This is a genomic window from Bradyrhizobium sp., assembly GCF_035570375.1.
Taxonomy (GTDB): Bacteria; Pseudomonadota; Alphaproteobacteria; order Rhizobiales; family Xanthobacteraceae; genus Bradyrhizobium.
This window is the reverse complement of the sequence record NZ_DATMLW010000250.1, coordinates 38,186-62,277: the sequence shown is the minus strand read 5'-3', so window position 1 is coordinate 62,277 and position 24,092 is coordinate 38,186. Positions and strand designations below refer to the sequence as shown.

Genomic DNA, 24,092 nt, shown 5'->3' with positions numbered 1-24,092 from the left:
GATTCAGTGGCGCCGGCGCCTGCTGGTCCGCTGGGAGTTCTATCCTCAAAACTTTCTCGGTTTCGTTCAACTCGCTTGCCTACTTATCCTCTTCAGGCAATTTTGAGATAGGTTCTAGTGTCCTGATTGCGAAGTTCGCATCATTGCGCGGCAACCTGGTTTGCGAACTTCGGAAATCGAAAGGACACTAGCAACAACATATTGCTTCTGGTGGTCCGATTCCAACATTCGCATCCCATCTCGGCAGGCAATCTTGCGAATGTTGGAATCCAAGGACCACCAGCAAATATCGGTTTCTAGTGGAGTTTTCGTTTTGACATTCGCTTTTCGAATTCGCGATTGGCGCGGTCGCGAATGTCAAATCCACTCCAGTGGTGTGGCTTGGGTTCAGAAATCCGCATGATGAGCTCGCGGCAGTGATGATGCGGATTTCTGAACCGCCACACTAGAATTTGAACGAATAGATCCGCTCGTCGGCGCCGACATAGAGACGATCTTCCGTCGCGATCAGCGTCTGCATGTGCCGAAGGCCGCTCAAGGGCTCACTGGTGAAAATCGGCGCGCCGGTATCGCCGCGGAAGGCATGCAGCCGATTGTCGCCCTCGGCGCCAAGTGCCCACACAATCGGGTCGGATTGACCGTCCGTGGTGGTGGCGATCACCGAACCACGGCCGCGGAGCGCGCCGCACCAGGCGGTCGTCATGCTCGGCGGCGAACCCGGCGAGATCTTCAGGACTGTCAACCCCTGGCCACCGCTGGCTTTCGGGCAACGCGCCCCTCGCGCCTGAAAGGCGACGAAGACATCCTTGCCAACGGGATAGGTAGCCGGCGAGGTGATGATCTCCGTCTCCGAGACGGTTTGCACTGCTAATTGACCCCCGATGCCAGCGAAATCCTTCCGATCGAGAAGGTAGGCCTTGCGATCCTTGCCGAGCGCCAGCACCAAGGGGCGGCCGCCGTCTGCGCCTGGAAGGTCGAGCGGCAGCGGATTGCTTCCTCCGAGATCGGCATCCTGAGCGTCGAGTGTTTTCCAGTCCGACGGCGCAAAATAGTCCTTCTTGTTTTCGCTGCGGCGCAGGTCCGCACCGAGGCGAAACACGGCTTCGCCGTCGCTCCAGCTTTGAGCGCCCATCGTATTACCGGTGGCGAAAACCAGCTCGCCTCCGACAACACTCAATCCGCCCGGGGCCCAAATGCCGCCGCCGCGCGCGCGTGTTTCGAAGCTGACAATTTTATTGGCGTCATGCAGGGAAATCCCGATCACCCAGCCGTGGTAGTCTCCGCAATCTCCGAAATGACCGCCGAAGGCGACATAGAGGGTATCATCGAGGATCGTAAGCGCTGAGCGCTGGTTCTGGACGGCTGGATCGAACCGGCGTCCGGACTTTTGCAAGGCCTCGGCAACGTCGATCGGCCAGCCGGGGAGGACGGTACCATCCTTCACCGAAAGGGCGAACAGCTGGTGGCGAATGCCGCCCGACAGCTCGACGGCCGCGTCGAAATAGATCGCTTGCGTCGCGGGATCGATGACCGGTGTGCCGGTAATACCGAGCGGATCAATGTTCCCGCATGGCAGTGAGCCACGGGAAACCGGCCGCCCGACCTTGCGTCTCCATGATTCCTTGCCGGTTGTTGCGTCGATAGCCTGGACCACATCGTTCTCGGCCGCGACAAGGAGGATTCCGCCGTTTGCGCCCGAAGGGCGCCAGTAGAGCGGCTGAGCATAGAGAGGGCCAACGCCGGCAGCATCGAAGGTTCGATCAAGGCGCAAGGACCTGGCCTTTTCGACGGAGAGCGCCGGTACGACAAAATGGCCGCTTCGACTGACGTCGCCGTGAAACGTCAATACCGATTTGTCCTGCGCGATCGCGGACGGCGGCGCGTTCGGGATTGCCAACATTCCTGCGATCAAGGCAGCCCATGCTCTCATGTTGGAAAAGCCTCTTAGTGGCTCGTGATGCCGATCACCGGCGCCGCGGCCTATGTCAGGGCAGGGGTCACTCCATCCGACCTTCGGTGCCAGAGTCGGATGATCTGCGGGCCAGAAGAGGCAATCAGCGAGCCTGTTTTCCGGTTCCACGGCATCCGCGGCCGGTCGGGCTCGCCTGGCCGTCACCGACGGCCTGGCCAATCCGACTGGCTACGGCTCACTGCGCCAACCCGGCCTGCACCAGCCCGCCGGTAAGCCTGGTCCAGTCCTGCTCGTTCAGAAAGGGCCAGCGCCGCAGATCGCGAATGCGAAAATCGGGGCAGGCTTGCATGAGGCGGTCGACTTCCCTGTTCGCCTCGGCAACGGCTCCGACGCGCGTGCAACAGGTAATCAGCAGCAACAGACATCGCGGAATTTCGCCATGGATGTGATCGGAACGCCGAGACCATTCGATCGCGGTTGCATAGTCTTCCCGAAGGAAATTTCCGATCGACAGATTGTCCATGAACCAGTTGTTTGCCGGGAACCGGGGATTGGCGTCCAGCGCGCGCTTGCTCTCGCGCAGACCCGCGTCGGCATCGCCGGAATACATCATCGCCATGCCCTGGAGATCGATCGCCAGCGCGTAGTTCGGGTTCAGTTCCAGGCTGCGCCTTGCCTGGCGAAGCGCCGCGTCAAGATCACGCCTGAGATAAAGAAGAATCAGGCCGTAGACCAGATGCGCAAAATCGCTGCGCCCGTTGAGCTCGATCGCCTCGCGGGCGAACTCCAGCGCGATCTTCGAATCGGCTGGTGACACCTCCCGATAGCCACAAACAACCTCGACCATCGCTCCCCACGCCCTGATGGCGAGCGCCATGAAATTGTTGGGGTCTCTTTTCACCACGAGGTCGATGAGCATGACGGACCGCTCGTAATCGGACCGTCTCGAATTCAACAGGATATGGCCCGCCTGGCCCATCAGTTCCTCGTTCGTCTGCTCCTCCAGAGAGCGCAGGCGCGACCGCTCCGTCTCTCGCTCGTAAATCTCGTACCGCAACGCCGAGCAGATGCGAAAAGCGAGATTGTCCAGCGCATCAAAGGTGGTTGCTATGTCTCCGTCAAAACGCTCCGACCAGAACTGCTTCTTCGAACGCTGGTCGAGAAGCCTCATGGTGATCCGAAAGCGAGGTCCGGACGTCTGGACGCTGCCAAGAACGCGATAGCTGGCCTCACCCGGCGCGGTAACCAGCGAGATGCCGGTGAGATTGGCGAGCGATGACGCCACGGCCTCGTTCACAACTGCCGCGACCGAAACGGCCCGAGGATCGCCGGCCAGCACATCAAGAGGGGAAAGGGCCAGCGAGGGTTTCGCTCCGTCGCTTGCGATTACCCCCTCCCGAATACCTTCGGAGCGGACATCGGCCGTCACCGGGGGCGCTACTCCCTCCGGCTGCCAGTGGAAGACCGTGGTCGGTTGCGCGATGTTCTTCAGTCGCTGTTCCCCGCCATTCTCGAAGTCGATGTCGACCTTGCCCTGAACCTCGGTTCTCACCTTGTGGGAGACGCAGATGCCGTTGGCCATCTGCTGGAGCCGTGCAGTCAGATTGATGGTATCGCCGTGACGATCCCCGTCCTCGAGGATCACATCGCCGAGATTGATACCGATGCGCACGTCAATACGCTGCTCGTTGGAAATTCCGTCGTTGCGCAGGAGCATGGAGCGCTGCAGCGCCACCGCGCAATTGACGGCATCGACGACGCTGCCGAACTCGGCCAGCAGTCCATCTCCCATCAGTTTGAAAATGCGCCCGCGGTATCTTGCGATCTCCGGCTCGAACAGCTCCTTGCGATGGGCGCGAATTCTTTCGAATGTGCCGAGCTCGTCAGCGCCCATCAGCCGGCTGTAGCCCACGACATCGGCAGCCAGAATGGCGGCGAGGCGCCGCTCGATGCGTGGTTCGGCCATCAGACACCCGTTTATGGAGCTCCAATGCAAAGAATTTTAGGCGCGCGGGTTCAAAAGTCTAGAACGTGGCTTCGCCCGGCGTTCGGGTGCGACAGCATTGCACACGGCAACCTGCGTCGCATCCCGCTCTCGGCTCGGATCGGCCCTCGGGCAGCAACCTTGCCGCGCATGTCAGCAGAGGGAGAGCGGTGAGGTAGGTCCTACACCCGGCCGGTCCGGTCAAATCGCCAGCAGATCCCTCGCGGAGCCGGAATTCGAATGAATCAATGCCTCGTCGGAAAGGAGCCTGTTGTGGCGGCGTCCCGGCGAGTCCGTTCTGCAAGTGGGAGCAGGTGGAAGATGAGGCGTTTCGCCTTTGTTGATCTATGTCAACGCAGACGGCGCCGCGGCGAACAAAACGTGGATCTGGCAATTGATTGAAATTGCCAGGCGCGGAAAAATGGCCGCTGGCCAGGTTCGAAGGCGCGGACAATAGCGGCCGACAACTTCTCGGAGGTTCAGATGGATCGCCCGTCATCGGAAACCGGCATGTCGGAATATTTCGAGAGCCTGATGAGTGCCGGCCAGCAAGCAGCCAAGCAATTCGACGATGCGCTCACCAGTGCCATGGGCATCGGGGCCGAACCCGGCAAGCGCGAGGGCGTCTCGCCAATAACCTTCGCGGCAGATTTGCAGAGGCAGTACTGGTCGCAACTCCTGGGGCTCTGGAAGGGGAGTTTTCCCAAATCGTCCGCTGCGCCGCCGCCTCGCGATCGACGTTTCCAGGATGAAGCCTGGCAGCACTCGCCCTACTACGATCTCATCAAACATTCCTATCTGATGGCCTCGAAGCAACTGGCCGATATCGTCGATCAGGCCCACGTCGACGACAAGTCAAAGCTGCAGCTTCGCTTCTATGCGCGGCAATTCATCGATGCGATGAGTCCTGCGAATTTCCCGGCGACTAACCCGGAGGTCATTCGTACCGCGATCCGGACGCGTTCGGCGAGCCTGATCGCCGGGATGCAGAACCTGATCGACGATTTGCAAAAGGGACGGATCACCCGGGTCGACGAGTCCGCCTTCGAGGTCGGCCGCAATCTTGCCGTGACGCCAGGGTCGGTGGTGTTCGAGAACGAGCTGATCCAGCTCATTCAGTACACCCCACAGACGGCCGAGGTCGAGAAAACACCGCTCGTGATCGTGCCGCCCTGCATCAACAAATATTATCTGCTCGATCTCGGCGCCGGAAACTCCTTTGTCGAATACGCCGTCGAGAAGGGTTTTCAGACCTTCCTGATTTCGTGGCGCAGCGCCGTCCCCGATATCCAGCGCCTGAGCTGGGACGACTACCTGCAGCTCGGGCCGCTCAAGGCCATCGATGTCGCGCGCGACATTGCAAACGTCGACAAGGTCCACGCGTTGGGCTTTTGCGTCGGCGGTACGATTCTGAGCTGCGCGGCCGGAGTTCTCGCCGCGCGAAAAGAAGACAAGCTTTCCACGATCACGCTGCTCACCACGATGATCGACTTCGAGGACACCGGCGAGATCGGCCTCCTCATCGACCGGAATTCCGTGATGTTGCGCGAGGCGACGATCGGAAGCGGTGGCATTCTGCCCGGCAAGGAACTGGCGTTTACGTTCGGAACCCTGCGCGCCAATGATCTGATCTGGCGCTATGTCGTCGACAGTTACCTGAAGGGTGAGGGCCGGGACACTTTCGACCTGTTGTACTGGGACTCCGACAGCGTCAGCCTGCCGGGGCCGATGTACTGCTGGTACACGCGCAATACCTATCTTGATAACAAGATCAAGGACGCTGGCGCGACGACGCAATGTGGCGAGCGGATCGATTTGTCAAAAGTGAAAGCACCGATCTACCTTTTGGCCTCGCGCGAGGACCATATCGTGCCGTGGCAGAGCGCGTTCCGCTCCAAGGACATCATCGGAAAAGAACCGCGGTTTGTTTTGGCGGCCAGCGGTCACGTCGCGGGCGTCATCAATCCGCCCGCCCGCAAGAAGCGCAGTTATTGGGTCAACGATGATCTGAAAGGTGTGGCCGAGGATTGGCTGGACAAGGCCGAAGAGAAGCCGGGAAGCTGGTGGCCCGATTGGGATCGCTGGATGAAACATCATTCCAGCGGCACGGTCGGCGCGCCATCGCATCCGGGCAACGACAACTATCAGGTGATCGAGCCCGCCCCCGGCCGCTACGTCAGGCAAAAATCCAATTGACCTGCTCTCGTCGTGGCCGTGCGTGAGGCTTGCGGACCGGACCTTGGCGCGAGTCCGCAAACTCATTCGAGTCGAATGCACGAAAGAATCGGGACGGGAGGCCGGCAGATGCGGCGGACAAGGCTTATTCGATCACCTCGTCGGCCCGTGCGAGGAGGGTGGGCGGCACCACGATGCCAAGCGTTTTCGCTGTCTTCAAATTGATCGCCATCTCGAATTTCGTCGGCTGCATGACCGGCAGATCGGCGGGCTTTTCGCCTTTGAGAATTCGCCCGGTGTAGGCGCCGGCCTTGCGGTAGGAATCCGTCAGGCTCGATCCATAGCTGATGAGTCCGCCCAGGACGACATTCTCGCGCCAACTATACATCGCCGGCGTGCCATGTTTCGCGACCAGTGCGACAATGCGAGATCGCTGGCTGTCGAAAAAAGGCTCACCCGCCACGATCAGGCCGTCGGCACTGGGCCATGAGGCGAAAATGCTCTCCAGTTCCGATTCCGTGCTCGCTTTGAGAACCTGCACTTCGATCCCCGCGGCGCGCGCCGCGGCCACGGCGGAGGCTACTTCAAGCTCGCCGCTCGGGTTGCTCGGGTTGACGAGATAGACGAGCGCCTTGATGGTGGGTACCAGCTCTTTCAAAAGCTCGACTTCCTTGGCGCCCAAGTCCGCCGTGAATGTGCTCATACCCGTGAGGTTGCCTCCAGGGCGCCCCAAGCTGGTGACAAGGCCGAGCCGAACCGGATCCGGTACCGCTGAAAACACCACAGGTATGGTTGAAGTTGCCGCCTTCGCAGCAAGTGCTGCAGGCGGTCCACCGGCTGCAAAAAGCACGGCGACACGCAAGGCGATAAGATCGGCCGCCAGCGTTGCGAGCCGCTCGTAGCGGCCTTCAGCCCAACGATAGTCGACCAGGACGTTTTCGCCAATGACGTATCCGCTTTCGCCGAGCCCCTCGCGAAATTTGGACACCACGGCCTCGGATTCACCGGGTGATCGGCTGCTCAAAAACCCGATGACCGGAAGGGTGGATTTCTGCGCGAATGCGGGTAGCCGCAGCGTGGCGGCGATTGCCAACCCCGCAATGAACTCGCGCCGTTTCATTGCCGCACCGTGTTGGAGTCACGGGGCATCGTAGCTTGTCATGCGAGAGCCGTTAAGGCCGATCCGATGTCGGCTTTCGATGCTGGCAGAAATGACGTGCGGCAGGCTCGCGTCAAAGGACAGGCGCAGCCCGAGCACCTGCGACAATCAGCCTTGTCGCGTTTGCATTACTTCACGCGGAAAGCGGACGCGCGAGGTGCCCCCAGCGTCCTAGTGCCACTGCACGGACTTGGTCACCGTCTGCCGGACTTCGGCGCCGCAATCCGAGCATTCAAAGATGAAATCAATCCTTGACATGTTCCAGTGCGGCTCGACGTCTCTGACGTACATCGGAAGCAATCCCATGCAGCCAGGGCAGATGACCGGAGCCGTCTCGACGATATGATGATGTTGAACGTAGGCTGGCATATCGGCTCTCCCCACAAGCAGAAGTGCGCTAGACCCAACCCCCAAATCGGAGCCTACCGCAGAGCACAAAAGGTGCCTCATTAACTCTGCCGAACGTTTGAGGAACGTCCTGCACAATATTTGTGCTTGTGACATATCAGTTACATTTCCACGGCCGGTGCCGGTATCGTGCTATAGGCGGAACTCGATTTCAGATGACGAAAACCATCACGGGGAAGGAAATCGAGGGATGACACTCCTGCAGCCAAGCGTCCCCGGCGATGTCGACGTCGCAACAAGGGCTGCGAGTGATTCGCTGCTGCAAGGTGCCGTTCGAAAGGCCGCGATCAGGTTCGTACCGCTTCTCACCATCGCGTACCTCTTCAACTATCTCGATCGCACAAGCCTTGGCTTTGCTGCACTGACCATGAACCAGCAGCTGGGGCTGACGGCGCATCAGTTTGGACTGGCCGCCGGCATTTTCTTCGTCGGCTATTCGCTGTTCGAAATACCGAGCAACCTGTTGCTCTATCGTGTCGGCGCGCGGCGATGGCTCGCCCGCATCATGATCAGTTGGGGCCTCGTGTCCGCGGCGACCGCGTTCGTGGTCGGGCCGAACAGTTTTTACGGCTTGCGTCTGCTACTCGGGATCGCGGAAGCCGGCTTCTTTCCCGGCGTGACGTTCTTCCTCGCCGCATGGTTTCCCGCCCAGTACCGCACGCGCATGCTGGCCTGGTTCCTGGTCGGCATTCCGCTGTCCTCGCTGATCGGCGGACCGGTGTGCGGCATGCTGCTCCAGATGGATGGAATCTGGGGCTTGAAGGGATGGCAATGGCTGTTTCTCTTGGTGAGCCTGCCCTGCGTTCCCCTCGGCTTTGCGACGCTGAAATTGCTTTCCGATCGTCCGCAAGCCGCTCTCTGGCTCACGGGCGAGGAGCGCGACGCGCTCGTCGGCGTGCTGGCTTCGGAAGTGCGGGAGCGCCCTCACACCTCGCTTTGGGCGGCGCTGAAGGATGCGCGCGTCCTGATCTGCACCGCGATCCAGTTCGGCTTTACGCTGGGATCCTACGGCATCGGCATCTGGCTGCCGCTGATGCTGAAGGAATATCACCTGACGAATCTTGCGATCGGCTGGATCACGGCGATCCCTTATCTCTTTGCATCCGTCGGCATGATCCTGTGGGCGCGCTATGTCGATGAGAAGGGCCGACGCATCGTCAATCTGGCGCTTGCGTGTCTGCTGGGTGGCCTGGGACTTCTGGCGCCGATCGTCTCCGGCTCGGTGACGGTGGCCGTGATCGGGTTCAGCCTCACGCTGATCGGCGTGACCGCGGCACGCGCGATCTTCTGGAGCATTCCGACGCGCTTCCTCACCGGCGTTGCCGCCGCGGGCGGGCTCGCCTTCATCAACAGCATTGCGACCGTCGGCGGCTTTGTCGGACCTTTCATGATGGGCTGGCTGAAGGAGTTTTCAGGCTCCTATGTCGTCGGACTGCTTGCGCTCGCCGCCATCATGGTGGCGGCGATGGTGGCCTCACTGTCGCTGAAGCTCTTCATTACGCAGGAGTGAAGCGGAATTCCTCGAAGACGTGTCGGGATCGATCGTCATCACAGCGGCTTGCCGCTGTCCAATGACGGGAGGCCCGAGCTCTGCCGTTCCCTGGTTTCGTAATATTCGGCCGAGAATTTGATGGACCAGCGCGAGAAGAATGAACGGAATTTCCGGGTGGGTTTTTCGACGCCGAGATGTTCGGCCATATGCGCCGAGCGCAACCACCTCACCGCCGATGCAAGGCCGGCGGTGCGCTCGAGCCGCTCAATCGCCGCGACGCCGGCGGTCTCCACCTGCCGATAGCGGAATCCGACCTTCTGGATCACATACACGGACTTGATGGCTTCATAGCCGCTGATGACCCGCTGAACGAGCGGATGTTTTTTGGCCTGTGGCCAGGCTGCGGGGTACACCGGCAGTACCAAAAGCTTGCTCTTGGCGATGATCGTCGCCAGCGGATGCAACAGTTGCGTCCACGCCGGCCAGGACGTCACCTTGGCAAGCAATACCGCGTGCATTGCGGTCGCGGCCGCAAAGGAGATCGGCAGCCAAAGCACCGCACCGAGGATGACGAGCAACGCGGTGTTCGGCGTGAGATGCCGGCATTTTCGGAACACCCACGCCATGCCGCTTTCAAAGGCACGATGCACCGCCTGTTCGAACGCTCGATAGCTGATCTTCCGCCGCAACCAGGACCAGTTCCTGCGGATCGACATCCGCCACAGCCGACGTTTGCTCTCGGAAAGCGGAAGGAAGAGCAATGCTCCGCTCATGACGATGACGGCGACATTGCCAAGGACCCTGATTGCGAACAGTGGAAGCCAGACGATCTGCATGGCCAAAGGGAAGGCATAGTCGAGCAGCCGCATCAGGATCCAAAGGATGAATCGCAGGGTCTTGCTTGCGGCGAGCACGACAAGAACAAGCGGGATGATGATCACATCATCGACTGCGCCGCGGAAGCGGCTGTCCTCGCTCCATGCCGGCTCATGATCATCGGTCACGGCGCAACGTTCCAGGCTGATGGCAGAGTATCGTGCCGGCTCAACCTAGCACAATGTGAGGGCGAGCGGGCGATCTCGCGCAGGGCGAAAGACCACGAAGGCGCTTGCGCGTTGCCGCTGACGATCGGTCAAATCCGGAAGCTAACTTCAGTGTCAGAATCTGTCGCCTTTTTCATTTGAAATCACCGGCTTGTCTGGTCTCCTACCTGGCTCTCGTCCTGCGACGGGACTCGTCGCTGCAATTCGATGAAGGAGGAATTAGGATGGACCGCAAGCTCCTGAACTGCCTGGCTGCCGGGGCGCTCGGCACGGCACTTGCTCTCGCCGCACCGGCTTTCGCCCGAGGCGGATTTGGCGGGGGCATGGGAGGAATGCACGGTGGCGGCATGGGCGGCATGGGAAGGGCAATGCCGGTCGGCGCAATGGGCGGAGGAATGCGCTTTAGCGCGGCAAGCCCGCAGTTCAACGGCGCGCGCTTTGCGAATGCGCGCTTTGCAAATGCGGCAATCTCGCCTCGTTTCGCAAGCTCCGCATTCCATCACGGCTTCCATCACCGCTTCTTCCATCACCGCTTCAATCGCTTTGCGTTCTTTGGCGGACCCTTCGTCTACGCCGCCTACGATAGCTGCTGGAGCCAGGTGTGGACGGCCTACGGACCACAGTGGGTCAATGTCTGCGCGAACTACGGGTACTAACCGCCCGTGATGGTCGCGATCGCTCGCGATCTCCGACACGATTGAAGGGGTGAGAGTGGTCGCGATCATCACGCGCATTTGCGAATCGGCTTACGCGGCTTCGAACTAGTGTGGCGGTTCAGAAGTCCGTATCATTGCAGCTCGCGGGTTCGTCATACGGACTTCTGAACCAAAAGCCACACTAGAATCACAGATTTGCAGTGTCCCTTCGGTTCCGAAGTTCGTTAAACGAGTACGCCGCACAATGATACGAACTTCGGAATCGGGACACTAGTATTACTCGATGATGCAAGCTGATCGATTTGCGATTTCGGCCGGACGAACTCGCCTCGGCCGGTGGTTCGGAGACTGAAGGCCATGATGGGAGGTCATCGTCGTATTCTCGTAGTCGAGGACGACCCGGAAACCGCCGGTCAGCTCATGGAACAGCTCGTGACGAGCGGTTACCGGGTCGATCTGGCCACAACAGGCAATGAAGCGCTGAGCCGGGGAACGACGAGTGACTATGCCGTGATCACGATCGATCGCATGCTGCCGGACATCGACGGAATTACCGTCATGCGTCGATTGCGCGATCGCGGCGTCGGCGCGCCATTCCTGATCATCAGCGCACTGGGAGAGGTCGACGACAGGGTGCGCGGTCTGCGCGCCGGCGGCGACGACTATCTGGTGAAACCTTTTTCTTTCGTCGAACTTCTGGCCCGGCTCGAGGCGCTTGGACGACGCAGCGACACCATTGCCAAGGAGACCATTTTGCGCGTCGGCGATCTTTCGATCGACCTGATCTCGCGGTCGGCCAGCCGGCATGGCAAGGAAATCACGCTGCTTCCCAGGGAGTTCCAGCTCTTGGAATACCTTGCGCGCAACGAAGGCCGGGTCGTATCCCGGGCGATGTTGCTGCAGCATGTCTGGGATCTTCACTTCGATCCATCGACCAACATCATCGACGTCTATGTCGGGCGCGTGCGGCGGAAGGTCGACGAACAGCAGGCTTATCCGTTGATTCACACAGTTCGCGGCGTCGGGTATTGTCTCCGTGCTCCTGGCTAAGACTTTAGCGTCCTCGACCTTCAGGCTGGCGCTGATCGGAATCGCCGCCTTCGGGCTGATCGCGTCGACCATATTTCTCTACGTCTATTTCGCTACCGCCTCTTACGTGCGTGGCGGGTCGGATCGCGCGATCAGGAGCGAGTATTTGCTGCTTAGCAATGCCTATGAGCGATCGGGTCGCGATGGGACGATCGAACTTATTCGACAACGGATGGCCGACAAGACGCTTGCGGACCACATCTATGTTCTCGCCGATTCCTCTCGCGCCATTCTGGCCGGCAATCTCAGGCAGTGGCCGTCGGCGGTCGCCTCGTCCTCGGGCTGGACGGAATTTCGCGCCACAGGGTCGCCGGAGTTCACCCGGCCGCCACTGGTGCGCGGACTGCTCCTGACATTTCCAGGCGGCGATCGATTGCTGGTCGGGCGAGATATTGCCGACCTCGAGAGCTTTACCGCGTCGATCTGGACCGCGGCGATCTCGGCCGTCTCATTGATGTTTGCGATCGCGGCTGCGGCGAGCATCCTGGTGACCCATCGGACGGTGGGGCGAATTGAGCAGATCAACGCCACCAGCCGTGCCATCATGCTCAGCGGACCAGACAAGCGTATTCCGCTTCGCGGCAGCGATGACGAATGGGATCGCGTGGCGGAGAACCTCAATTTGATGCTTGACCGCATCGAAACCCTGATGGGGGAAGTCAAGCAGGTGAGCGACAACGTTGCGCACGACCTGCGGACGCCGCTGACGCGAATGCGCGGCCGGCTCGAGAAGGCCTATCACAGCCGGCGAAGCGCCGAGCTTGATCAATCGCTGATCGGCGACACGATCACCGATCTTGATGCCGTGCTGCGGATATTTTCGTCGATCACGCGGATCGCCCAAATCGAGGCCCAGGCAAGAAAGGGCGGGTTTCGCAATGTCAACCTGGTCGAAATCGCAGGCGAGGTGGTCGAACTGTACGACGCCGCGGCCGAACAGAACGGCACTCGTCTCTCGCTTTCCGGCGATCGCGAAGTGCTGGTGACCGGCGATCGCGATCTGCTGTTCGACGCCATCGCCAATCTGGTCGACAATGCCATCAAGCATGGCCGCCCCGGAGGGCACGTCGTCGTGACCAGCGAATACGCCGATCGCTGCCCGGTGATCTCGATCGCCGATGACGGACCTGGAATTCCCGCCGACCAGCACGAACAGGTTTTCAAGCGATTCTATCGGCTCGAGCAAAGCCGGTACGCTTCGGGAAACGGTCTCGGACTGAGCCTGGTCGCAGCCGTTGCCCGTCTTCACGGCGCGCGGATCGAAATGCTCGACAACTCGCCCGGTCTGCGCTGCAGGCTCTGGTTTTCGGTGCCAGGCTGCCAGCAGGTCAAGTGAATGGGGCTGTCGCATCGTCTATCCGCTCAGGCCGAATGTGCCTCCGCCTGCCGGAGAGCCGCTTAGACCGGCTCGTGCTTGCGCAGATCGCGCAAATGATCGAAGCGGTCCGCCTGAAGGTCGGCTTCCCGGCTTTCGATGGCGGGGAGGGCGGCTTCGGCCAGGATTTCCTCGGTGACGTCCTCCACGGTGGAATCGGCGATCTCGTGGATGAAGCTGATATGGCCGTATTCGCCGGAGGCGATGCGCGAGACGACTTCGCGCCGTGTCACTTCAGGATCGACGATGGCCTCGCGCCCGCGCCGGCCATAATCGATCATCACGACGAAATACTGCATGCCTTGTCCAATACTCCGCACCGGGTGTGGTCGCCGGCCAGGAGGTATTGTTTCGGAAAATCAGAAAAAGGTCAATTGTTTATTTCTGAAAATCAGAAACAAATTGAGCAAAAGACCTTCCTCAACCGGGGCGGGCACGCGAATCGTTGACGAAAAAGCCGTGGTCATTTAGCGCCAGGCTTGCCATCCCGCGGGCCGCCGTGACCTCGCACCGTCTTGCGCGAGCGGGCGGCGGTTCTCGCGCGCAGCCGTTCGATCTGGCCTCGCGGCAGCGTGACGCAGATCTCGCCGATCCATTCCAGCTTCACGCCCGTGATCGGCTTGGCGTTGAAGCTTGTCAGGTTGACCACGTTCGCGGCATTGCCCCGTTCGACGGTTTTCAGATAACGCTCCCCGCTTTTCAGGCGGACCGCGGCCTCTTCGCCATAAAAGCTCGACAACGGGTAGCGCTGATCGCGATAGACCACGATAACGTCGCCGTTTTCGTATTTCGGCAGCATCGAATCGCCGACCACCTCGAATGCGACGGTTTCCTCCGCGATCGGGAAAGGGAGCTCGATTTCGCCGAGCCCTTCCGGCGGCACCTGCTCGTGTTCCGGCCCGATCGCCGCGCCCGCGCCGACCCGGCCCATGATCGGCACGGCATTGAGCTCGAGATAATCGATGATCGGCTGGATCTCCGAAGCCTTGATCAGGCGGGCCTCGGCCAGGATCTCGGAAACCGCGCCGGGGCGAACGCCCATCGCGGCCGCAAGAGCGCCCTTGGTCTTGCCCGGCTTCTGCAGTCCTCGCTCGATCATCCTGACATCCAGCATGGCGCTTCTCTCTCCGAATGTTGAAAACATAGCAATTCCGATTATCCGAAATCAAGCTTGACTTTCATTTCGGAATATCCGAAATATCTGGAAACAACCACAGGGTGTTTCGGAACGTCGAATGCAATCAAACTGGGCGGAGCAGCACTCGCAGGCGTTGCGTGAATATCTTCAGAAGGGGATGACCTATTCGGAAGCGGCAAGGGCGATCAACGGGCGCTTCAACACTTCCTACAGCCGTAATGCCGCGATCGGTCGCGCCAAGCGCATGGGGATCTCCGGCGCAGGCCAGCCCGATCGTGCCGGAAGAGCGAAAAAGCCCCGGCCACCAAGCCTTGGGCGGCTGTTCAAGAAGCGCGCGGGTCTTCTTAAGGCCCCCCGGCGGCTGGTGAAGGTTTTGGCGCGCGCCGCGGCCCTGAATCTGCGCTGCGTCGCCATCGTGCCGCGCCACCTTTCCCTCCTCGACCTTGAGAACGGTGATTGCCGCTATCCCTATGGCGGCGATGCGGAGGGGGAGGCGATCACCTTCTGCGGCCATCCGCGTCGCGACGGTTCGAGCTACTGCGTTTCGCACTTTCATCTGACCAGCGGCCCTCCGACGGCGTCTGAACGCAGCGCGGGCAGGGTCCTTTTGCGCCTGGTGGAGGCGGCATGACACGGAAGGCTGCGAACACCTTCGAGAGGATGAGGGTGCTTCCGCTTCGGCTGCGCCTCGCGCATCTCACGGCGTTGATCCGGCGGGAGGGATGCGGCTCGGCGCGGGCCGAGGCGCTGGCCGTGCGGCTGCGCGATCAATTGGCGGCTTTGGCCGAAGACGAAAACCGCGCCGTATGAAACGCCCCTGGATGCCTCTTTATGTCGGCGATTATCTCGGTGACACCGGCCACCTCACCACGGCGCAGCACGGGGCCTATCTGCTGTTGATGATGCATTACTGGCGCAAGGGCGAGTTGCCCTACGACGACCGCCAGCTTTCGAAAATCACAAAACTGCCGCTGAAAACCTGGTGCGAGTACCGGCCGACCCTGCAGGATTTCTTTCACAGCGGGTGGAAGCACAAGCGGATCGACGCCGAACTCGAACGGATGATGCGGGTTTCGGAAAAACGCGCGATCGCCGGGCAAAAGGGCGGCCTCGGTTCGGCGTTGGCGCGCATGAAGCTCGAAAACGCCTCGCGCTCCCGCTCGCTGCCGGTGCGAGCAATTGCTTCGCAGGGCTTGAGCGAAGCGCAAGGAAGCGCCGACCACTCACACCCACACTCACATTCGAATCCTTACCTGAGCGAAGCCGATTCGCTCGCTGCCAGGCCGCCCACAGGGAAAGCGGAAAAGACCGCGATTGCCGTCAGCGCGGAGCTTGCAGCCTATCTCGCAAAACAAACGGGTTGAGCCGGCCGGGCAGGAAGAACCGAAAACGACCTTCGTACCATTCCCGCTTTTGCAAAAAGGAGTGCTCCATCATGCCACGGGCCAAACGAAGCGAGGCGCAAAGATCTGCCAGAATTCATAACCGCAAGGCGCAGGATCTGCCGCTGAACGCGGAAGTGGCCGAAGTCGAAGTGGATGACCCGCTTGCGCTCGAACCGGGCGAGAAAATCGTCACGCTGCGCTCGATCCGCAACGATCCCCTCGCGCGGCTTCACAGCCACCACCAGATCGATGAGGCGCAGTTTCGGGGCGGACGCGCGTTTCAGGACGATTGGGAGAAGGCCGAGCGGGGCCCAAGAGCCGTCGACCCGACGCGGGAATATGTCGATGCCTCGCCGTCGCGCGAACCGATCACCGAACGCCAGCGCAGGGCGGTGCTGCGGCTCAACCGCGCGAGCCGCGAACTCGGCGCCGACGGTGCGGTGCTGGTGCATGAGGTTTTGATCCTCGGCCTGACCATGGAGAAAATTGCCGAGCGGCGCGGGCTCTCCGGCCAGCGCTGGATGGACTATCTCTCGAAAAGATTCCGCGAATGCCTGGATCGGCTGGCGCTGATGTACGGCTTTGCGACGCCGCGGAGATCGGGGGTGCGCGCCGGATGACGGCTGCGCGAAGTAAACCCGGCAATTCTTGTAGGCTCCAGCTTTACCACCGAGGTAATCGCCGCGCGTCGGTCGAAAGGCAAAGATCACATTCATCGCCCATTTGATTGAAGGATCGAAGCCATGAATCGACGTACCGTTCTGAGATCAGCCATCGGAGCCGGACTGCTCGCGGGTGGCACCCCGAAAGCGCGCGGCGCGCAAGAGGCATCCGCGCAACCAGTTTCCATGGAAGCAAGGGCGCGCGGGGGCGATTTCATCGACACTGCCGATGGCGTCAAGATCGCCTTTGCCGATTGGGGAAAGGGTCGCCCGGTTGTGTTCGTTCATGCCTGGGCGCTCCCTTCGCCGATGTGGGATTACCAGGTCGGCGCGCTCGCGCGAGAGGGCATGCGCTGCATCACCTATGACCGCCGTGGCCATGGCCGCTCGGGCAGGCCGAGGTCCGGTTATGATTGCGACACGCTCGCCGACGATCTATCGGCGTTATTGACTGAGCTTGATCTGAACGAGGTGACGCTGGTGAGCCATTCCTTCGGAAGCGCCGAGATCGTGCGCTACTTGACCCGCCACGGCGCAGGGCGCGTCGCCAAGATCGTTCTGATCGCGCCGGCGGCGCTCCCCTTCGTGATGAAGACGGAAGGTAATCCAGGCGGTGTTCCGGAAGAACAGCTTGAATTCTTCCGCGCTCGCGTTCTGCAGGTGGACTTTCCGAAATGGCTGGAGGACGGCAAGAAGGCATTCTTTCTGGACCACGCCTCGGCTTGTATGCAGGATTGGATCAAGGGCTTGATGCTGACGACGCCGCTGCCGGTTGCCATGGAGACCAACAGGCAGGTTACCTCGACCGACTTCCGCCGGGAGTTGCCCGGCATGACCGTCCCGACGCTGATCATTCATGGCGACAAGGACGCTTCAGCGCCGATCGAGTTGACCGGACGGCCGGCCACCGCGCTGATCCCGAACGCCGAACTCAGGGTCTATGAAGGCGCGCCGCATGGAATTTTTCTGACCCACAAGGATCGCCTCAACGCGGACCTCAAGGGTTTCATCATGGGTTAAAGGCGGAGGATCGCCGAATTCTCGCTTGCCTCAGCGCTGAGGCCCCATGAAGCGCTGCGCGAGCTCCGCGCACAGAATGTGATTGTGCAGATTGGCGACCCATTGCCGGCCGGAACTGGTCATGTTCAGATATCTTATTCCGTCCTCGATATGGGGCGAGACGCAGTTCCAGTAAAATGCCGGATATTTGTCGATGATGTCGGCTGGTGATGAATATCCGAGCTGACGGTTCATGCCGACCTCTTCGAACTCGCTGTATAGCGCGTTGGCCTTTCGCGGGTACATCGGATCGCCAAGCTGGCCGATGAGATCGGCAGCCTGGACCAGCTTTGGTTCGATGCAGCCGTTGAGCGATGGCGCGGTTGCGGCCGGGAAACGAGTCATCTCGATCGCGGCCGCGATCCGTGCCACGTCGAAGTGGGGCGATTTGGCGAGGCGCTCGGCGGCAAATATTTTCGAGCGATCGACGTGATAGGGCGAGAGCGCCGCATCAGAAGCGCCGCGGGGCAGGGTGATCTTGCCGCCGCTGGCATCCACCACGAATTCGTTCTCGGTGTCGCCGCTCAGGATGCCGCGCACGTAACCGATGTCATGAAGCAGACAGGAGACGATCAGATGCAGATAGTCCAAGGGTTCGATGCGCTGCGTCAGCGTCATTCCCGCAAGGATGTCACGTCCGACGATCGTGACCTGCAAGGTGTGTTCGTAATTGTGGTAGAGGGCGTCGCTTCTGGCCAGGCATTCAATCGTGCTGCGTGCGAATGAGCCCAGCCGCTCAGCCATCTCGTCGTGGGCCGGACCAAAGATGCCGCGAAAATCTTTGGCAATGAACTTGCCGAGTTTTTTGGCCGCAATGGCCGTGATCGTCTGCACCGGCCCCCTCCCAGACGGAAGATGTTATCACCTGCCAATAAAACGTGAAGCCTTCGGAGCTGTTTCGCCTCTGCCTCTCGGCGAACCGCGCCTTCAGTGCTCGCGATAGATCAGGGTAAGGATTGCTGACATTGGTCCAACCAGCGGCTTGCGGGAACGACAGCCGCGCCGTTCTTCGAACGGCTATGCCCCGGCCATGACAGGACCTGGCGGATTCGGCAATCGGTGGCGGATCAATTCCGGCTTGCGGCGGGGAGAAGGGCGGCAGCCGCTTCCAGCTGCCGCCGAACGTTTCAGCTGCCGGGCGGGCTGTAGGATGCGCGAAGCTTACTTGCCTTTTGTCGAACCTGTATGATCTCGTCCTGGGTGTACAGGCGCGTGAGCTTCACATTGTGGAGGGTGCCGGCTCCCACCACGATGCCCACGATCGCCGGTGCCGAACTGGGGTCGGGCACATCGAAGATGGTCAATACACCGGGGCCCTCGGCGGGCACGCTGTAGAACGAAACCAGCTTGCCGCCGGCCGACTCGATCAGTTTCCTGGCTGCTTCAGCGCGGTTGTTCGTGGGATTTTCCAAAAGACTGTTGATGGCTCGTGGCGTGTATTGTCCTGTCAGGCAAAAATGCATGGCGATCTCCTCGTGTTGGTGAGTTGTTCAATGAGGAAGCGCCCGCTTTTGACATCGTCGAAATGGGTTCGTCATCAGTTTTGGAAATAAATATAAAATAGAGAGAAAAGCCCGCCGTGGGCACGGACGCCGCCAATCTTTCGCGGGACTTCGGCACATCCCGAGGGGCGGCTCTTTGCTCAGCCTACATCAATCGCGCATGTTGCGGAAGCGCGCCGAGGTTGAGTCGCAAAATCGCCCGGTGCCGCCGGTTTGAAGCTTCTGCGTCACCAGCGGTTGCTGTACTCACGAACTTCGGAAGGCGGGTGCTAGTGTCCTGATTGCGAAGTTCGCATCATTTTGCGGTGATCTTGTTTGCCAACTTCGGAATCGAAAGGACACTAGTGGTCCCTTGATTCTAACATTCGCTCCCCATTGCGGCAGGCGCTTTTGCGAATGTTAGAATCAAGGGACCACTAGCAAATATAGGATTCTAGTGGAGTTTAGGATTTGACATTCGCTTAACGAGCTTGCGGCCCGGTGGGTAGCGAATGTCAAATCCACTCCATTAGTGTGGCTTTGGTTCAGAAGTCCGCATGACGAACTCGCGAGCTGCAATGATGCGGACTTCTGAACCGCCATGCTAGTCGGGAAAAGTACCGAAGATGTAAACCGCCGCGCGCAACAGATCGGGGCGTTCGCCGATGGCGGGGAACCATTTCAGGTAGATTTCGAGAATCTGCGGACTTGAATAGAGCTGCGAGAGTCCCTTGTTGACGGCCATGCGGAATGCCCAGTCGCCGCGGGGCAGGACGATGGCATAGGGTTCGTAGGAAAGGTTTTCGGGCAGCATCTTGTAAGCCGATGCGTCCGCAGTCAGGGCTCCGATCAAGAGAAGCTTGTCACTGGCAAAACCGTCGAACGCTCCGCTCTCAAGACCGGTCATTCCTTCTCGCCGGTCCTTGACCCGGATGAGCGAGGTCTGGAGCTGGCGACGCTGCAATTCCTTTGCAAGCGCGGCCTCGTTCGTGGTGCCCGCGATCACGGCAATGGTCTTGCCGCCAAGGTCGCCGACGCTGAAAATCCTGGAATTGGCGCGGACGACGAGGCCTGTATTCTCCATGAAGATGAAGCTCGAAAAATCCACCTTCTTCATTCGCTCGAAGGAAACGGTGGTCGAGCCGCACTCCATGTCGGCCGTCCCGTTCGCAACCGTCTCGATCCGGTTCTGGGTGTCCACGGGCACCCAGGTGATGGCGAGCCGGGCATTGAGTTGCTGCTCGAGAGACTGCACCACGAATTTGCAGAGGTCGACGGTATAGCCGTCGGGCTGGCCCTTCGCATTGACGAACGAAAAGGGATTGGCGTCGGATCGGTAGGCGAGCTTTACGGTCCCCCTTTCGCTGATCTGCTTCAGCCGCCCTTCCTCGCCTTGCGCCAAAGCCGGGCCGCACGCGCAGATCATTGCGACCAGGAACACAACAAGCCGACCCATGTGACTACTCCAAAAAAATCGATTTTTCTAAAATTGATTGTGCAAAAGACCAATGCTGCCGCCCTGGTTCGATATCGTCGAACCACGTCGCGACGAAGTCTAGCAGGGCGTTTCCCGCATGTCCGCATTCGGAATGTGGTATGGTCCGAAATCAATTCGCGTAACTGCTCCGCAAAATGCGGGGAGATGCTGGCGTCGTCCGGGAGCAAATGAGGGAGGGGCCATGACCAACGCCGAGCAGGCTTTTCTTTTTGCCGGGGGTTTTTCCTGTCTTTTGGGCGCCGTGATCGCGACGCTCTATTTTGCCGACCGCTTGCGATCCGACCTCCTGGCTGGCCTCAACGGGCCCTTCGAACACCGTCATTTTCGGCGGCGGCGATAAGGCGCCGCAATGCGGCCGAAAGAATCGGCGAAGTGCCAATGATTTCCGCCAAGGATTGCGGGCGGGGCATTTTTTTTGAATTCGAACGGTAACAAGGGCCGTGGGGGAATCGTCACTACCATCAGGAGCCGTGCAGCGTTCCTTGATCCGCGCTGGAGGGAAGAGATTCATCATGACCGTCAGCCCCCGCCTGGCGTTTGGAATTTCAGCCGCCGCGTTCGCGCTTGGCCTTGCGCTCAACCTCGCTTTCGCGTCGGAAGCCTTCGCGAGCGATCCGATGTCCCAGGATATCGACTTCAGGAACAGCGCTGCGGGCCAGGGCGGCATCCGGCGGGACACCCCGGTCAGGGAGATTGTACGGCGGGACACCCGGAAGAAAGATGACGGGCTGAAGAGTTACGGCAGTTCGAAATAGCGGCCATCGAAGCCGCAAGCCGGAGCCGGGCCTTTTCGTATCTGGTTCGTGACTTTATCGCCGCAACCGATTGATGTGTTTAGGCCCGCGATGAGATGAGGCCGTCATTGCGAGGAGCATGAACTCCGACCCGCCGTGGCTCGGCTCGCGCGACCCGTTTGTTCGCAATACGCTATTGCGGTGGCCTCACGCGCCTGGGATCCTGGGCCTGCACCCTGGCTTGCGGCGGAGGCGTCCTCGCGCCCCTGCGAACCGCGGCGGCGGTCGCAGTCGGCGCGGACGCCACCGGCTTCGGATGCGGCTTGCGCTCGGGAGCGGTGAGGCGGGTGAGTTGCTCCTGGTTCGTCTTGATCTGCTCGGAGAGTTTGCCCGTTTGTTCCTGACTGACCCTGAGCCGCTCGGCGAACTCGGCGCGCGCAGCCTTGAGATCATCGGCGAGGTCGGCATTTTGGCGAATGACCTGCGCCTGCGTCGCCTTGAGATTTTCCGCGATGTCGGCACTGCGCCGGGCCAATTCCTGCGCAGCCTTCAGCTGGTCGGCGATTTCCTCTTTATCGCGGATCATCTGCGCCCGTTCCGTCTTGAGCTGATCAACCGCCTGCTGAACGTCGGCCAGTTCGCGCGGCATCGTTTGCGGCGGCACCGGACTGGGAGTGGCTTGATTGAGCTGAGCTTCGCGTTGGGGCGAGGTTTGAGGTGAGGGTTGCGGAAGCACTGGCTCCGTCTTGGCTGCGCCAACGGATGGGGCGGGTTGTTCCGGCAAATACCTTTTCGCTGCAGAAATGGTTGCGGTGAAGATGGGGTCAAGTGCTGCCAGCTCACTTGACTTCTGCCACGCCAAGGCGGCCGCAACGACTCCTGCCGACGCCAAAAGACCCAGCAAGCTCCATAGCACCGGCCGGCGACGCCTCCGACGTCTTGCGCGTGGCGACGGTTCGGCAGCGGGCGACGACGCGTCGGCACGGTGGCGGGCGGCTTCCTTCTCGATTTCCGACCTCGAAGTCGTCTCATCGGGAGGCACGAGCCGTTGTTCGGCCTGCCCGATCTCACGATGCGCCTGCTTGAGGGCAGCAATGGCGAGATCACGCAAATTATCTTGTTGCGGCGAGGCCGTCACACTCATGGGAGTCCCCTTTGCGGTTGCTTGCGCAAGAGAAGATCGCCGTTGCCCGATTTTCCGCGAAGAGCCGTCACAACGCCAACGGTCGGATTCTAGTGTCCCGAATCCGAAGTTCGCACGCTTTTGCAGCCCCCGTTTTTGCCAATCGGATTCGAAAGGACGCTAGCAGCTTGTTTATTCTAGTGTAGGCTTTGGTTCAGAAGCCGCATGACAGACTCGCGGCAGTAATGATGCGGACTTCGGAACCGCCACACTAGCATTGGCTTGCTATCGCCGCGAACACTTTCGCCAATATCAGCTTCACGGCAAGACGCTGGCCTGAGGCGTTCTGAAATCGCAAGCCGTCGCGATGAATTCCGTAGCCTAATCGTCCCAGATGGGTTCAGCGTGACCGGCGTTGAAACAGCCGGGTCTCGCGGCCGTTGCGCGTGTTACGAAAACGGTTAGCAAGTCGAGGCTGAGCGCCCGATAGCCGCGAACGATCGCAATTCGGGGTCGGGTCGCAGGGTGCTTTCAGGTTCCCTCTGCCGGCGTCACCAAGGGGTCTGGCATCATCTAGCCAGCCGATTGCGCCGGCTGCTCACTCTCCAACAACCGACGACAATGTCCGGATCGTCACTCGGTTCCCGGCGAATCCTTCGCAGACCGGTGGCCCTCGGGACCGCGGCTGAAAACGCCGTAGTCGCTGGACTTGACGCCCGCGCTGCCTTCCACGCCAACCGCGGCCAAACCAAACTTCAACAGTTCCCTCACCGCTGCGGCTCTGGTCGGCATTCGATGCTTGAAGCGAAAATCATCGAGGGCAGCCAACTCTTCCGGAGAGAGCATCACCTGCAATCGTTCGCCACGCATTTCAGACACTGCGTACACCCCATCCTCAAATTCATTGAGTAATTTACTCAATCTATCAAGTCGAAGCATTTTGCCAAGTCCAAGCCAATTCTTCAACTTACAAAAAATAAGTTGGTTCCAGCGGTGATGGTTTCTGCTCAAAATTTGCAATATTATCAAGCAAAATCAATGATTTACTTAGGAACTGGAATGCACTAGTAAAAGTTTGTTGTCGGGGCGAAGGGCTTAATTCGCCATGACGGACAACATGAAAAGCAAAGTCGAATTGGTTGGGCAGGCCAAAGGCCAGCCGCTGCCCCGACGTCGCAGCTACGAGAAGGTCGTCGAGGACATTGAGAAATGGATCAACAGCAGCGGACTTCAAAAACCGACAGCAGGCCTCGACCCTTCTGCGATCTCGCGTTCCGCCAATGCTGGTTCCCGCCGCAGCTTCCTTGCCAAGGCTCGATGAAACCGGCGCTCAGGTAGAAAAAGGCCTGGAGAGTTTCGCAATGCCGATCCTGCGAATCTTGCAGAACTCTCCGTTGCACCCCGAGGACATCCGTCGCTTGGTCGCGGCCTATGAGAAAACACTCCAGGCCCTCGGACTGAAGGATCGCAGTGATCCAATCACCGAGATTGTTGCAAGGAAGATCATCGAAATCGGTCAAACCGGCCTTCGCGATCCCGAGCAGATTTCCCAGCGCGCGATCCAGGAGCTTGGGCCAGACGCCATCAAGAGCGAGGCCAGGGACACTCGCTCCAAGCGTGCAACTCTCGACAGCGAATAGCTGACGTCGTCACACGATACCGTCGTGGGCCGCGCACGGCGGCGCGCGGCCCCTTTCTACCCCCAGACGGAACCTTTAC

Annotated in this window: 26 protein-coding genes; 14 read left to right on the top strand and 12 right to left on the bottom strand. The window is 60.3% G+C overall.

The genetic code is table 11. From position 1 onward, the window contains the following. Positions 1-445 precede the first annotated feature (445 nt). Both VNX23_RS27565 and VNX23_RS27560 read right to left on the bottom strand, forming a co-directional pair. Positions 446-1,930, bottom strand: a complete 1,485-nt coding sequence (locus VNX23_RS27565) for a PQQ-binding-like beta-propeller repeat protein (protein WP_325634726.1) — start codon at positions 1,928-1,930, stop codon at positions 446-448. Positions 1,931-2,147: 217 nt separating this feature from the next. Beyond that, positions 2,148-3,878, bottom strand: coding sequence for an adenylate/guanylate cyclase domain-containing protein (locus VNX23_RS27560; RefSeq protein WP_325634725.1), 1,731 nt, complete (start codon positions 3,876-3,878; stop codon positions 2,148-2,150). 501 nt (positions 3,879-4,379) lie between these two features. Here VNX23_RS27560 and VNX23_RS27555 point away from each other — a divergent pair. Further along, a complete protein-coding gene (locus tag VNX23_RS27555; protein WP_325634724.1) occupies positions 4,380-6,092 on the top strand; it encodes a class I poly(R)-hydroxyalkanoic acid synthase in 1,713 nt (570 codons plus the stop codon). Positions 6,093-6,216: 124 nt separating this feature from the next. On the opposite strand, the gene VNX23_RS27550 is transcribed toward VNX23_RS27555, so the two are convergent. Together VNX23_RS27550 and VNX23_RS27545 are read right to left on the bottom strand one after the other, a co-directional pair. Then, positions 6,217-7,191 carry an ABC transporter substrate-binding protein gene (locus tag VNX23_RS27550; RefSeq protein ID WP_325634723.1) on the bottom strand — a complete coding sequence of 325 codons (975 nt, stop codon included), beginning with the start codon at positions 7,189-7,191 and terminating at the stop codon, positions 6,217-6,219. Between the two features lie 210 nt (positions 7,192-7,401). After that, positions 7,402-7,599, bottom strand: a complete 198-nt coding sequence (locus VNX23_RS27545; RefSeq protein ID WP_325634722.1) for a hypothetical protein — start codon at positions 7,597-7,599, stop codon at positions 7,402-7,404. A 229-nt stretch (positions 7,600-7,828) separates the two neighbouring features. On the opposite strand from VNX23_RS27545, the gene VNX23_RS27540 reads away from it, so the two are divergent. Continuing rightward, entirely contained in the window at positions 7,829-9,148 is a 1,320-nt protein-coding gene (locus VNX23_RS27540) for an MFS transporter (RefSeq protein WP_325634721.1), read from the top strand. 38 nt (positions 9,149-9,186) lie between these two features. Here VNX23_RS27540 and VNX23_RS27535 read toward each other — a convergent pair whose 3' ends face one another. Then, on the bottom strand, positions 9,187-10,134 hold the full coding sequence (locus VNX23_RS27535) for a hypothetical protein (protein WP_325634720.1): 948 nt from the start codon (positions 10,132-10,134) through the stop codon (positions 9,187-9,189). Positions 10,135-10,397: 263 nt separating this feature from the next. Between VNX23_RS27535 and VNX23_RS27530 the strand changes: the two genes are divergently transcribed. From VNX23_RS27530 to VNX23_RS27520, 3 genes are all read left to right on the top strand, one after another. Continuing rightward, positions 10,398-10,829, top strand: a complete 432-nt coding sequence (locus tag VNX23_RS27530) for a hypothetical protein (RefSeq protein ID WP_325634719.1) — start codon at positions 10,398-10,400, stop codon at positions 10,827-10,829. 357 nt (positions 10,830-11,186) lie between these two features. Next, positions 11,187-11,879, top strand: a complete 693-nt coding sequence (locus tag VNX23_RS27525) for a response regulator transcription factor (protein WP_325634718.1) — start codon at positions 11,187-11,189, stop codon at positions 11,877-11,879. Continuing rightward, positions 11,866-13,254 (top strand): sensor histidine kinase, encoded by a 1,389-nt coding sequence (locus tag VNX23_RS27520; RefSeq protein ID WP_325634717.1) that lies wholly within the window; start codon positions 11,866-11,868, stop codon positions 13,252-13,254. The genes VNX23_RS27525 and VNX23_RS27520 overlap by 14 nt, the downstream gene beginning before the upstream one ends. A 62-nt stretch (positions 13,255-13,316) precedes the next feature. Here VNX23_RS27520 and VNX23_RS27515 read toward each other — a convergent pair whose 3' ends face one another. Both VNX23_RS27515 and VNX23_RS27510 read right to left on the bottom strand, forming a co-directional pair. After that, complete coding sequence (locus VNX23_RS27515) at positions 13,317-13,592, bottom strand: hypothetical protein (RefSeq protein WP_325634716.1); 276 nt, start codon at positions 13,590-13,592, stop codon at positions 13,317-13,319. Positions 13,593-13,756: 164 nt separating this feature from the next. Next, positions 13,757-14,407 (bottom strand): S24 family peptidase, encoded by a 651-nt coding sequence (locus tag VNX23_RS27510; RefSeq protein WP_325634715.1) that lies wholly within the window; start codon positions 14,405-14,407, stop codon positions 13,757-13,759. Between the two features lie 121 nt (positions 14,408-14,528). Here VNX23_RS27510 and VNX23_RS27505 point away from each other — a divergent pair, with 121 nt between their 5' ends. The 5 genes from VNX23_RS27505 (at position 14,529) to VNX23_RS27485 (ending at position 17,498) form a co-directional block, all read left to right on the top strand. Continuing rightward, a complete protein-coding gene (locus tag VNX23_RS27505; RefSeq protein ID WP_325634714.1) occupies positions 14,529-15,062 on the top strand; it encodes a GcrA family cell cycle regulator in 534 nt (177 codons plus the stop codon). Further along, positions 15,059-15,241 (top strand): hypothetical protein, encoded by a 183-nt coding sequence (locus tag VNX23_RS27500; RefSeq protein WP_325634713.1) that lies wholly within the window; start codon positions 15,059-15,061, stop codon positions 15,239-15,241. The genes VNX23_RS27505 and VNX23_RS27500 overlap by 4 nt, the downstream gene beginning before the upstream one ends. Then, positions 15,238-15,795, top strand: coding sequence for a YdaU family protein (locus VNX23_RS27495; protein ID WP_325634712.1), 558 nt, complete (start codon positions 15,238-15,240; stop codon positions 15,793-15,795). Before VNX23_RS27500 ends, VNX23_RS27495 begins: the two co-directional genes overlap by 4 nt. 71 nt (positions 15,796-15,866) lie before the next feature. Next, the gene (locus VNX23_RS27490) at positions 15,867-16,436 is read left to right on the top strand and encodes a DUF6456 domain-containing protein (protein WP_325634711.1); all 570 of its coding nucleotides are present in this window, start codon (positions 15,867-15,869) and stop codon (positions 16,434-16,436) included. A 123-nt stretch (positions 16,437-16,559) separates the two neighbouring features. Next, positions 16,560-17,498: an alpha/beta hydrolase gene (locus VNX23_RS27485; protein ID WP_325634710.1), complete on the top strand. Its 939-nt coding sequence runs from the start codon at positions 16,560-16,562 to the stop codon at positions 17,496-17,498. Positions 17,499-17,528: 30 nt separating this feature from the next. Here VNX23_RS27485 and VNX23_RS27480 read toward each other — a convergent pair whose 3' ends face one another. From VNX23_RS27480 to VNX23_RS27470, 3 genes are all read right to left on the bottom strand, one after another. Then, the gene (locus tag VNX23_RS27480) at positions 17,529-18,371 is read right to left on the bottom strand and encodes an HD domain-containing protein (RefSeq protein ID WP_325634709.1); all 843 of its coding nucleotides are present in this window, start codon (positions 18,369-18,371) and stop codon (positions 17,529-17,531) included. 293 nt (positions 18,372-18,664) lie between these two features. Beyond that, on the bottom strand, positions 18,665-19,000 hold the full coding sequence (locus VNX23_RS27475) for a GYD domain-containing protein (protein WP_325634708.1): 336 nt from the start codon (positions 18,998-19,000) through the stop codon (positions 18,665-18,667). Positions 19,001-19,622: 622 nt separating this feature from the next. Beyond that, complete coding sequence (locus VNX23_RS27470; RefSeq protein WP_325634707.1) at positions 19,623-20,474, bottom strand: amino acid ABC transporter substrate-binding protein; 852 nt, start codon at positions 20,472-20,474, stop codon at positions 19,623-19,625. 223 nt (positions 20,475-20,697) lie between these two features. Between VNX23_RS27470 and VNX23_RS27465 the strand changes: the two genes are divergently transcribed. Next, the gene (locus tag VNX23_RS27465; protein WP_325634706.1) at positions 20,698-20,856 is read left to right on the top strand and encodes a hypothetical protein; all 159 of its coding nucleotides are present in this window, start codon (positions 20,698-20,700) and stop codon (positions 20,854-20,856) included. A gap of 172 nt (positions 20,857-21,028) precedes the next feature. Beyond that, positions 21,029-21,271 carry a hypothetical protein gene (locus VNX23_RS27460; RefSeq protein WP_325634705.1) on the top strand — a complete coding sequence of 81 codons (243 nt, stop codon included), beginning with the start codon at positions 21,029-21,031 and terminating at the stop codon, positions 21,269-21,271. A 172-nt stretch (positions 21,272-21,443) separates the two neighbouring features. Here VNX23_RS27460 and VNX23_RS27455 read toward each other — a convergent pair whose 3' ends face one another. Next, complete coding sequence (locus VNX23_RS27455) at positions 21,444-22,394, bottom strand: hypothetical protein (protein WP_325634704.1); 951 nt, start codon at positions 22,392-22,394, stop codon at positions 21,444-21,446. Positions 22,395-23,006: 612 nt separating this feature from the next. Then, on the bottom strand, positions 23,007-23,252 hold the full coding sequence (locus tag VNX23_RS27450) for a hypothetical protein (RefSeq protein WP_325634729.1): 246 nt from the start codon (positions 23,250-23,252) through the stop codon (positions 23,007-23,009). Positions 23,253-23,478: 226 nt separating this feature from the next. On the opposite strand from VNX23_RS27450, the gene VNX23_RS27445 reads away from it, so the two are divergent. Both VNX23_RS27445 and VNX23_RS27440 read left to right on the top strand, forming a co-directional pair. Beyond that, positions 23,479-23,694, top strand: coding sequence for a hypothetical protein (locus tag VNX23_RS27445; RefSeq protein ID WP_325634703.1), 216 nt, complete (start codon positions 23,479-23,481; stop codon positions 23,692-23,694). A gap of 40 nt (positions 23,695-23,734) precedes the next feature. Continuing rightward, the gene (locus tag VNX23_RS27440) at positions 23,735-24,013 is read left to right on the top strand and encodes a hypothetical protein (RefSeq protein ID WP_325634702.1); all 279 of its coding nucleotides are present in this window, start codon (positions 23,735-23,737) and stop codon (positions 24,011-24,013) included. Positions 24,014-24,092 lie beyond the last annotated feature (79 nt).